Annotated in this window: 8 protein-coding genes and 1 tRNA gene; 7 read left to right on the top strand and 2 right to left on the bottom strand. The window is 70.5% G+C overall.

The window, feature by feature from the left end; translation table 11 throughout:
- Positions 1-137: 137 nt before the first annotated feature.
- Complete coding sequence (locus Q0R13_RS19920) at positions 138-1,178, bottom strand: sensor histidine kinase (RefSeq protein ID WP_293907247.1); 1,041 nt, start codon at positions 1,176-1,178, stop codon at positions 138-140.
- A gap of 243 nt (positions 1,179-1,421) precedes the next feature.
- On the opposite strand from Q0R13_RS19920, the gene Q0R13_RS19915 reads away from it, so the two are divergent.
- Positions 1,422-1,790 (top strand): hypothetical protein, encoded by a 369-nt coding sequence (locus tag Q0R13_RS19915; RefSeq protein WP_293907245.1) that lies wholly within the window; start codon positions 1,422-1,424, stop codon positions 1,788-1,790.
- 40 nt (positions 1,791-1,830) lie between these two features.
- On the opposite strand, the gene Q0R13_RS19910 is transcribed toward Q0R13_RS19915, so the two are convergent.
- Positions 1,831-3,564 carry a DUF885 family protein gene (locus Q0R13_RS19910; protein ID WP_293907243.1) on the bottom strand — a complete coding sequence of 578 codons (1,734 nt, stop codon included), beginning with the start codon at positions 3,562-3,564 and terminating at the stop codon, positions 1,831-1,833.
- A 236-nt stretch (positions 3,565-3,800) separates the two neighbouring features.
- Here Q0R13_RS19910 and Q0R13_RS19905 point away from each other — a divergent pair, with 236 nt between their 5' ends.
- The 6 genes from Q0R13_RS19905 to Q0R13_RS19880 all read left to right on the top strand — a co-directional run bounded on the left by Q0R13_RS19905 (position 3,801) and on the right by Q0R13_RS19880 (position 9,851).
- Positions 3,801-6,335 (top strand): helicase-related protein, encoded by a 2,535-nt coding sequence (locus tag Q0R13_RS19905; RefSeq protein ID WP_293907241.1) that lies wholly within the window; start codon positions 3,801-3,803, stop codon positions 6,333-6,335.
- Positions 6,335-6,634, top strand: a complete 300-nt coding sequence (locus Q0R13_RS19900) for an RNA-binding S4 domain-containing protein (protein ID WP_293907239.1) — start codon at positions 6,335-6,337, stop codon at positions 6,632-6,634. Before Q0R13_RS19905 ends, Q0R13_RS19900 begins: the two co-directional genes overlap by 1 nt.
- 305 nt (positions 6,635-6,939) lie before the next feature.
- The gene (gene fdxA, locus Q0R13_RS19895; protein ID WP_293907237.1) at positions 6,940-7,281 is read left to right on the top strand and encodes a ferredoxin FdxA; all 342 of its coding nucleotides are present in this window, start codon (positions 6,940-6,942) and stop codon (positions 7,279-7,281) included.
- A gap of 293 nt (positions 7,282-7,574) precedes the next feature.
- The gene (locus tag Q0R13_RS19890) at positions 7,575-8,090 is read left to right on the top strand and encodes a CarD family transcriptional regulator (protein ID WP_293907235.1); all 516 of its coding nucleotides are present in this window, start codon (positions 7,575-7,577) and stop codon (positions 8,088-8,090) included.
- Between the two features lie 122 nt (positions 8,091-8,212).
- A complete protein-coding gene (locus Q0R13_RS19885) occupies positions 8,213-9,715 on the top strand; it encodes an alpha/beta hydrolase domain-containing protein (protein WP_293907233.1) in 1,503 nt (500 codons plus the stop codon).
- Positions 9,716-9,774: 59 nt separating this feature from the next.
- A tRNA-Arg gene (locus Q0R13_RS19880) sits at positions 9,775-9,851 on the top strand.
- The last annotated feature ends 4 nt before the right edge of the window (positions 9,852-9,855 follow it).

The raw sequence follows: 9,855 nt of genomic DNA, 5'->3' as shown, positions 1-9,855 counted from the left end.
GGTGCCTGAGGCGCAAGTTCGCAGCCCTAGAGATTCAGAAAACCCAATTATTTCAACTACGAGATTTTGCCTGTTTGAGCGGAAGGGCCATGAGAGGGCGAAAATCGGCCCTCACCGTCGACTTTTTCAACAGCCTGCTAGGCCGCGGCGGGCAGGCGCGCAGTGAACGGCGCGCGCGTGACGGTGACGGCCAGTCCCGCCGGGCTGCTGACGAGCTCCATCCGGGCGTCCAGCTGTTTGACGAGGGACGTCACGATCACCGTGCCCAGTCCGCCCTTGGCCTCCTTCGCGGTCGTCACGACCTGCTTGCCGACCCCGTTGTCCGAGACGACCAGCTTCCAGTCCGCGCCGTCGCTTTCGTAGGTGACCAGCACCTCCGAGCGGGGCTTGGGGACCGGGAAAGCGTACTTCAGGGCGTTGATCACCAGCTCGGTGACGATGAGCCCAATGCTGACCGCCTGGGCGGAGCCCAGCTTGCCGTTGTCGGCCACCACCTTCAGCTTGATCGGCTGGTCCTCGCCGATCATCGAGGTCGCCAGGCTGCTGCACAGCTTGAACAGGTAGGCGCCGACCTCAATCTGGTCGATGCCATCCGAGGCGTACAGGTGCGACTGCACGGCGGCGACCGACATCACCCGCTGGTGGGCGTCGCGCAGGTGGCCGCGGGTTTCCTCCGAACTGACGGCCCGGGCCTTCAGCTGCAGGATGCTGGCGATGATCTGCAGGCTGTTGGCCACCCGGTGCTCCATCTCCTGGAGCAGCACGTTCTTCTGGCGCAGCAGATCCTCGGTCCTGGCGAGCAGCTCAGCCTTTTCCAATTCGATCGCCCGGCGCTCGGTGACGTCGGTGAAGGCCAGCAGGATCGTCATGACCGGGCTGGTCTCATAGATGACCTTGCGCGCGTTCAGCAGCATGGTCCGCCGTCCGAGCTTCGGAAAATCATGGACGACCTCGAAGTCGTCCATCGCCGTGTGCTCGGGGATGATGGTCTCCAGCAGGATCCGCAGGGCCGGGATGTCCCACTGCCCGTCGCCCAGGGCGTAGAGCATGCTGCCCTGGGTCTGCTCGGGGTCGACCTTGAAGGTTTGGTAGAACGACCGGCTGGCCGCCATGACCCGCAGGTCCTCGTCGAGCACCAGGAACGGCTCATGGATAGTGTTGACGATGGCCTCCGCCAAGGTCTGAGCCTCGCTGATAACTCGTAGCGCGCTGATCATCGGTGGGGCGTGGAGCCCGTCTTCCTGAGCACAGGGCGCCCGTATCCGGCATGGAGGAATGCCCTGTCCTTACCCTACGCCTGTCGCCGACAGAAGTCGCGCGGGCGATAAGCCGCGCTCCGGCCGGCGCCTCCCTATCGCCACGGTCGCCGTAGGATGATCTAGTGGTCCCGCCCGTGACGCGGGCCCGAGGAGATTCCACCGATGGGCTGTCATCGCCTGAAGCTGATCGCGCTGAGCGCCGCCATGGTGCTGGCGGCCGGCGCTGCGAGCGCCCAGACCGCGGCGCTGGACGAGGTCAAGGCCCTGACCGAGGCCGTGCGGCCGTCGGGCGACCTGGCCAAGCCGCACGCCTCGGTCGCCGCCCGCTACGACCGCGACGCGGCGCTGCGGGCCGCCGGCATCGCGCGGACCTCCGTGGACCGGCGGCTGGCCTCCGACGACCTGACCGGGTCGCTGGGCTTCCTCTGCGGCCTGCAGCCGGGGGCCGAGCGCAGCGGCGCGGCCGCGGTGCGGGGCTACGACCCCTCTGGCCGCTTCGTGGGCGCCAAGCTGAGCCTGGCGTTCAAATAGGGCCGGGTCCAGGTCGGCCGGGGCGGGGGCCGGGCTCCGCCTAAGCCGGCCTCGCCCCCGCCACATAGCGGTCGATCACGCTTTCCAGCACCGACAGCGGCGTCCCGCCGGTGGTCACCACGGCGTCGTCGTAGTCGCGCAGGTCGAACCTCGGACCCAGGGCCGCCTTGGCCTTTTCGCGCAGGCGGACGATCTCGGTGTGGCCGACCTTGTAGCCGCAGGCCTGGCCGGGGCCGGCGCAGTAGCGGTCGACCTCGCTGGTGATCGCGGCGACCGAGCGGCCGGTGGCGGCGGTCATCCACCGGACGGCGTGCTCGCGGGTCCATCGCTGGTCGTGGAGGCCGGTGTCGACCACCAGGCGCGCGGCGCGGAAGCGCATGGCCTGCCAGTAGCCCAGCCGGCCCAGCGGGTCGTCCTTGTAGAGCCCCACCTCGTCGGCCAGCTGCTCTGCATAGAGCGCCCAGCCCTCGATGAAGGCGTTGAAGCCGATCAGGGAGGCGATGGTGTGGATCTCGTCGTGGACCTCCGCCAGGTAGGCGCCCTGCCACGCATGACCGGGCAGCGCCTCATGCATGGTCAGGCTGGACAGGCTGTAGCGGGGCCAGTTGCTCATATCGTGCAGGTTCACGTAGTAGATCGCCGGGCGTGAGCCATCGATGGCGGCGAAGTTCATGTAACCGAGGCCCGCGCCCACCTCGATCTCCTTGGGCACCGCGCGCACCTGCACCGGCGCCTGCAGGCCCAGTTTCGAGATCTTCGGCAGATAGGGCCGGATCGCGGCGATGCGGCCGTTGAGGTAGGCGATCAACTCCGCCCGCCCCGCGACGGTGTCGGGATAGAGGAATTTGGGGTCCTGGGTCAGCGCGCTCATCCGCGCGCCCACCGTGCCCTGGGTATAGCCCTGGCTCTTGAGGATCTTGTCCATCTCGCCGTCGATGGCCGCGCCCTGGTCGAGGCCCATCCGGTGGACGTCGGCGGCGGTGCGGTCCGTGGTGGTCCCGTATTTGAGCGCCCAGCGGTAGTAGTCGGCGCCGTCCGGGAATTTCCAGCAGCCGGCGTCGTGGGTGGCCCTGGCCTGCAGTGCCTTCACCGCGGCCAGCTGGCGCTCCAGGGCCGGGAAGATCTTGCCCGCGACGATGGCCGTGGCCGAGCCCGCGTAGTCGCCCAGGCCCCTGGCCCTGGCCCGCTCGTCCAGCGACGCCACCAGCCGGGTCGACCCGGCCGGCTGGGCGCGGAGCGCGGCGATCTGGTCGACGGCGGTGGGCAGCAGGAAGTCCGGCGGGACCACGCCGCGGCCGGCCGCGTCGGCGATGCGCGCGCTCTCCTGGTCCAGCGCGACCCCGCAGGAGTCCAGCCGCGCGAGATAGGCGTCGCAGTCGGCCCGGGTCTCGATCAGGTGCTGGGAGTTCAGGAACTCGCCGAGGTTGGCCACTACGCCGTCCTGCTGGCTGACGACATAGGGGCCGGCGACGTCGCGGCCATAGGCGAAGCGGCCGCCCTCGGCGCCCAGGTCCATGGCATAGAGCACGGTGTCGTAGGTGGTGATGTCGCGCCCGGAGAGGCCCGCGCGGGGGATGGCGCGCAGCCGCCTCGCCCGGTCAGCATAGCCCGCGATCTGGTTGGCCCGCCCCGCCGCCGACCGGTCGTCCAGCTTCGACTTCAGTCCGGCGCGGGCGCCCTTGTCCAGGCCGATGCCGGTGGCGGTCTCGGGGCTGATAACCAGCATCTCCTCGACGAAGGCGTCCAGCAACCCGGCGAGCTTCGTATCGTTCACGGCTTTGATCCCGGCGGCGACGGCATGGACAGGGGTGACGGCCGAAAGACCCAGCGCGACCCCGGTGAGGAGCATTCGGCGGCGGTTGGCGGACATGAGGGTTCCAGGAGGCGAACGACGTGGCGCGACCCTAACGTGCAAGGCGGTCTGCGCAATTCCTATGCGGCGAACGGCGGTCGCCCGCTGCGGCGTCGGGGCCGCTTGCCCGACTCTGCGCGGCATCCCACGTTGAGGCCATGAGCGATCGGCCCTCAGGCGCGGCGCCGGCCCGCCTCGTGGCGGTGCTGGGGCCCACCAACACCGGCAAGACCCACCTGGCCGTCGAGCGGATGCTGGGGCACGCCTCCGGCATGATCGGCCTGCCGCTGCGGTTGCTGGCGCGGGAGATCTACGACCGGATCGTCAAGCTGCGCGGGGCGCGGTGCGTGGCGCTGATCACCGGCGAGGAGAAGATCGTCCCGCCGCGGCCGCAGTATTTCGTCTGCACCGTCGAGGCCATGCCGCTGTCGGTGGAGGTGGAATTCCTGGCGGTGGACGAGATCCAGCTCGCCGCCGACCCCGAGCGTGGCCACGTCTTCACCCACCGCCTGTTGCATGCGCGCGGCACGGCCGAGACCATGCTGCTCGGCGCCGGGACCATGGCGCCGCTGGTGCGCCGCCTGCTGCCGCACGCCGAGATCGTCACCCGGGAGAGGTTCAGCGCGCTGACCTACGCCGGCCCGAAGAAGCTGACCCGCCTGCCCCGCCGAACGGCCATCGTGGCCTTCAGCGCCGACCAGGTATACGCCATCGCCGAGTTGATCCGCCGCCAGCGCGGCGGCGCGGCGGTGGTGATGGGCTCGCTCAGCCCCCGCACCCGCAACGCCCAGGTGGCGCTCTACCAGTCCGGCGAGGTGGACTTCCTGGTGGCCACCGACGCCATCGGCATGGGCCTGAACATGGACGTCGACCACGTGGCCTTCGCGGGCCTGCGCAAGTTCGACGGCAAGCGGACACGCTTCCTGCACCCGCAGGAGATCGGCCAGATCGCCGGCCGGGCCGGGCGCTACCAGACCAACGGCACGTTCGGAGTCACCGGCGAGGCCGAGGACATGGACACCGACCTGATCGAGGCCGTGCAGGAGCACAGGTTCGAGGCCGTGCCCGGCGCGGAATGGCGCAACTCCAAGCTCGATTTCGCCAGTCTGCCGGCGCTGCTGAAGAGCCTGGCGAAACTGCCTGAGCGCGAGGGGTTGAAGCTGTCGGCCGAGGCGCTGGACGAGACCACGCTGAAGGCCCTGGCCGCCGACGAGACGGTGACCGAACGGGCGCGGGACAAGGCCACGGTGATGCGGCTGTGGGACGTCTGCCAGACGCCCGACTTCCGCAAGCTGGCGATCCAGGAGCATGTGGGCCTCGCCAGGGGGTTCTTCCTGGAGCTCACCGCCGGCCGCCGGCGGATCGGCGACGACTGGATCGCGCGGCAGTTCGAGCATCTGGACCGCACGGACGGGGAGATCGACACCCTGGCCGCCCGGCTGGCCAGCGTGCGGACCCTGGCCTACGTCGCCAACCGCCCCGACTGGCTGGCCGACCCGGGGTCCTGGCAGGAACAGACCCGCGCGCTGGAGAACCGCCTCTCCGACACCCTGCACGAGAAGCTGATGGCCCGGTTCGTCGACCGGCGGACCAGCGCCCTGATCCGCGGCTTGAGAGTGCGTGAGGAGATGCTGGCCGGCGTCGCGGCCGACGGGGCGGTGACGGTGGAGGGCCACTATGTCGGCCGCCTGACCGGCGTGCAGTTCGAGGCGGCCCAGGGCTCCAGCATGCTGGAGGAGAAGGCGCTGCGGGCCGCCGCCACCCATGCGGTCGGGCCGGAGATCGCGCGGCGTCTCGGGCGGCTGGCGGCGGAGCCCGACGAGGCCTTCGCGCTGTCGCCGGACGGCGCGGTGCTGTGGCGCGGCGAGACGGCGGGCGTGCTGGCCGGCGGCGAGCCGTTCCGGCCGCGCGTGCGGCTGCTGGGCGAGCTGGGGCCCGAACAGGCGCGCCAGCGCGCGGGGCAGCGGCTGGAGGCCTTCGTGGCCGGCGAGGCGGGCCGCCGGCTGGCCGCGTGGCGCAAGCTGGAAGCCGCGGTCGCTGACGGCAAGATCAAGGGCCTGGCCCGCGGCCTGGCGTTCCGGTTGCTTGAGGCCGGCGGGGTGCTGGACCGCACCGCCGTGCGCGCCGAGATCCGCGCACTGAGCCAGGTGGAGCGGCGGACCCTGCGCGGCCTGGGCGTGCGCCTGGGCGCCTTCTCGGTCTATCTGCCCAGCCTGCTGCGGCCCGACGCGCGCGCCCTGACCCAGGCCCTGGCGGCGCGCGAGGTCCCGGGCTGGCGGCCGCCCGCCGACCGGCCCAGCCTGCAGCCGGCGCAGGCCCCCTCGCCCCGCGCGCTCGCCGCCTTCGGCCTGCGGGCCCTGCGCGGGCTCTGTGCGCCCGTGGAGCAGCTGGAGCGGCTGGACGAGCTGCTGCGCGCCGGGGCCAGGCAGGGCGGCGGCGTGGTGCTGTCCGACGCCGCCCGCGCCGAGCTGGGCTGGAGCGAGGACGAGGCGCGCGAGATCCTCAGGGGCCTGGGCTTCGCGGCCATCCGCCGGCCCGGCGAACCGGTCGCCTGGCGCCGCCGCCTCGAGCGCGAGTTCGCCGTCGAACACCGCGCGGTCGCCCCGCACTCCCCCTTCGCCGCGCTGGCGGCGCTGCGCGGCGAACCCGCCCCGGCGCGCCGCCCCCGCCGCCGTCGCAAGGCCGCATCCTAGTGTTCGAGAACGGCCCCGGCGAGACCGGCGCCTGTCGCGCCGACATCTGGCTCTGGCGCGCCCGCTTCTTCAAGACCCGCACCCTGGCCGCCAGGTTCATCGACGAGGGCCGTGTGCGCCTGACCCGCGCCCGTCACGAAAGCCGGGTCGACAAGCCCGCCCGTCCCGTGAAGGTCGGCGACCTCCTGGTGTTCGCGGTCGGCGGCCGGCTGGTGGCGGTGACGGTTCGGGCGCTGGGCGAACGCCGCGGGCCGCCGGCGGAAGCGCGGACGCTCTACTCGACGGCAGACGCGGCATAGGGAAATTTAACGCGTGAATTTAGTATTTTCCGCTCATCCCGGCGAAGCCCGGGACCCAGATCTCGAAACGGCGAGGCTGATCGGACCGGCCCCGCGCTCATAGAACCCGCCCCCGGAGCCCATCCATCTGGGTCCCGGCCTTCGCCGGGATGAGCGGCATTGGGCAAAGACCCTGCTGGCTTCGCCGAGGCCTATCGAGTCTCGCAGAATTCCTCGGCGCATGGTGCGGCGGCCGGCATTGACAACCGCCCCCCGCGCCGTGAAAAACCCGCGCTCCCTCAGGCGGCGGACCCCGACCTCTTCAGATGACCTACATCGTCACCGATCCCTGCATCAAATGTAAGTACATGGACTGCGTGGAGGTGTGCCCGGTCGACTGCTTCTACGAGGGCGAGAACTTCCTGGCGATCAACCCGGACGAATGCATCGACTGCGGCGTCTGCGAGCCCGAGTGCCCCGTCGACGCCATCAAGCCTGACACCGAGGACGATCCGGACGGCAAGTGGCTGAAGGTCAACTCCGAATACTCGCGCATCTGGCCGAACATCACCGTCAAGGGCGAGGCGCCTGCGGACGCTGAAGCTTTCGAGCGCGAAGCGGGCAAGTTGGAGAAGTACTTCTCCGAGAAGCCCGGTCGCGGGTCCTAGGGCCGACGCGCGCGCCCGGCGCTGGCCCGGCGCAACCCTTTCATTCAGCTTGTTTTTGTGTTAACGTCCCTGCGACACGACACGAAGGCTTCGCCCATGTCGGTCTCGAGTCCAAGAACAGCCGTCCGGCATCTGCGCCGGAACGGGCGAAGGGTGTCTTTAGAGGTCAGTCTCCGTTTCACAGTGACGAGGCCACCGCGGTCCATTCGCGGAAGGGATGGTTTTGTCGTTGTTCCGGAGGCTCGCCACGGTGAGTTCCGCTGGGTCCGCGGACGGTTTGAAAGGTATCTGCAATGAGCAAGAGCGGTCACGATTTCACGGTTGGCGATCACGTCGTCTACCCCGCGCACGGCGTGGGTCAGGTGCAGGGGATCGAAATCCAGGAAGTCGCCGGTCTGAAGCTTGAGGTCTATGTCATCACCTTCGACCACGAGAAGATGACCCTGCGCGTGCCCACCGCCAAGGCCCGCGCCTCGGGCCTGCGCGCCCTGGCCGAGACCGGCGTGGTCTCCAAGGCGCTGACCACCCTGAAGGGCCGCGCCCGGGTGAAGCGCACCATGTGGTCGCGTCGCGCCCAGGAATATGAAGCCAAGATCAACTCCGGCGACCTGGTCTCCATCGCCGAGGTGGTGCGCGACCTGCACCGCGCCGAGAATCAGCCGGAACAGTCCTATTCCGAGCGCCAGTTGTATGAGAGCGCGCTCGACCGCATGGCCCGCGAGGTCGCCGCCATCGAGCGTATCGACCGCGACGCCGCCATCGCCATGCTGAACAAGTCGCTGGTCAAGACCCAGGCCGCCGCGGCCTGAGGCCACCCCGGCCCAGACCCTGACGAGACGCCCGGCCTCACCGCCGGGCGTTTTCGTTTGTCGCAGCGCCCGTCGCCGCGCAAGCTCCGCCCAACACCGGCTGAGACCGGACGGGGGACGCGATGACACGAGATTGGGCGAAGACGGCGGCCGCGATCCTGGGCGGCTTGGCCCTGGCCTTTTCCGGCCTGTCCGCGGACGCCGCGCCGCCCAGCGTGACACCGCCCAGCGTAACACCGGTTGCCGGGACGCCGTCGCTGGGCCTCGGGCTCTACGACCTCAAGGCGCTGGGCTATGTGGTCGAGGAGTATTTCGTCTCAGGCACGGCCAGCGCCTACGCGCTGGTGGGCGAGCCCACGACCGACGGGCGCTGGCAGGTGACGCCGGCGGCGAGCGCGCCCTATGTCACCCGCATCGTCGTGGTGCGGCCGGTGGATCCGAAAAAGTTCAACGGCACAGTGGCGGTGGAGTGGCTGAACGTCAGCGCCGGCGTCGACTCGCCGCCCGACTGGTCGTTCACCCACCGCGAGTTGCTGCGCGGCGGCTACGCCTATGTGGGCGTCTCGGCGCAGCGGGTGGGCATCGAGGGCGGCCCCAGCATGCAGACCGGCATGCCGCCGCTGAAGAAGTCCAACCCGGCGCGGTACGGCACGCTGAGCCACCCGGGCGACGCCTTCGCCTTCGACATCTTCTCCCAGGCCGGCGAGGTGGTGAAGCAGGGCAAGGTGCTGGGTCCGCTGGCGCCAAAGCGCGTGCTGGCTCTGGGCGAGTCGCAGTCGGCGATCTTCCTGACCACCTACGTGAACGCCATCGACCCGGTCGCCAAGGTCTATGACGGCTTCCTGGTCCACTCGCGGTTCGGCAGCGCGCCGCTGCCGCAGGCCGGCTCGATGATGGACCGGGCCACGCCGCGCGCGCCGAACGGAATCCGGCTGCGCCCCGACCTGCGCGTGCCGGTGATCACCCTGATCTCGGAGACCGACCTGATCGGCGGTAACCTGGGCGGCTTCTATGGCGCGCGCCAGCCCGACAACGCCAAACTGCGCATCTGGGAGATGCCGGGGACCGCGCACGCCGACAGCTATGTGTTCACCGTCAGCGCCGGCGACAACGGCGCGCAGTCGATCCAGACCCTGGCGGCGGGCTGGCGGCCGATCTCGAACCTGCTGGGGATGAAGCTGGCCAAGCCGATCAACGCCGCGCCGCAGCACCACTACATCGCCATGTCCGCCCTGGCCCACCTCGACGCCTGGGTGCGCACCGGCCAGGCGCCGCCGCGGGCCGGGCGGATGACCGCCCTGCCCCCCGCCGGCCCGGGTCAGCCACCGACCCTGGCCTACGACGACAACGGGATCACGCGCGGCGGCATCCGCACGCCGTGGGTCGATGTGCCGGTGGCGAAGACCAGCGGCTTCGGCAATTCCGGCGGTGCGTTCGGCGGGCTGGTGGGCTCCACCGAAGCCTTCGACGCGGCCACCCTGGCCAGGCTCTATCCGGGCGGCAAGGCGGAGTACCTGCGCAGGTTCGACGCCGCCCTGGCCCGGTCGATCAAGGCGGGCTTCATCCTGCCCGCCGACCAGGTCGAGATCCGCGCGCTCGCCGAGGCCAGCTATCCCGCGGGCTAGACCCGGGCCGCGCGTCGTGGCATCCGAACCCGCGATCCGCCCCGCCGGATCACGCGTGCGGCCCGGTAGCTCAGCCGGATAGAGCAGGGCTTTCCTAAAGCCAAGGTCAGGGGTTCGAGTCCCTTCCGGGCCGCCACGCA

The sequence above is a fragment of the Phenylobacterium sp. genome, assembly GCF_025351295.1.
Lineage (GTDB): Bacteria > Pseudomonadota > Alphaproteobacteria > Caulobacterales > Caulobacteraceae > Phenylobacterium.
This window is presented reverse-complemented; position numbering and strand designations above follow the sequence as displayed.

Coding starts and splice junctions, on each gene's coding strand:
- fdxA (WP_293907237.1), top strand. CDS start 6,940: ATGACCTACATCGTCACCGATCCCTGCATCAAATGTAAGTACATGGAC.
- Q0R13_RS19915 (WP_293907245.1), top strand. CDS start 1,422: ATGGGCTGTCATCGCCTGAAGCTGATCGCGCTGAGCGCCGCCATGGTG.
- Q0R13_RS19905 (WP_293907241.1), top strand. CDS start 3,801: ATGAGCGATCGGCCCTCAGGCGCGGCGCCGGCCCGCCTCGTGGCGGTG.
- Q0R13_RS19885 (WP_293907233.1), top strand. CDS start 8,213: ATGACACGAGATTGGGCGAAGACGGCGGCCGCGATCCTGGGCGGCTTG.
- Q0R13_RS19890 (WP_293907235.1), top strand. CDS start 7,575: ATGAGCAAGAGCGGTCACGATTTCACGGTTGGCGATCACGTCGTCTAC.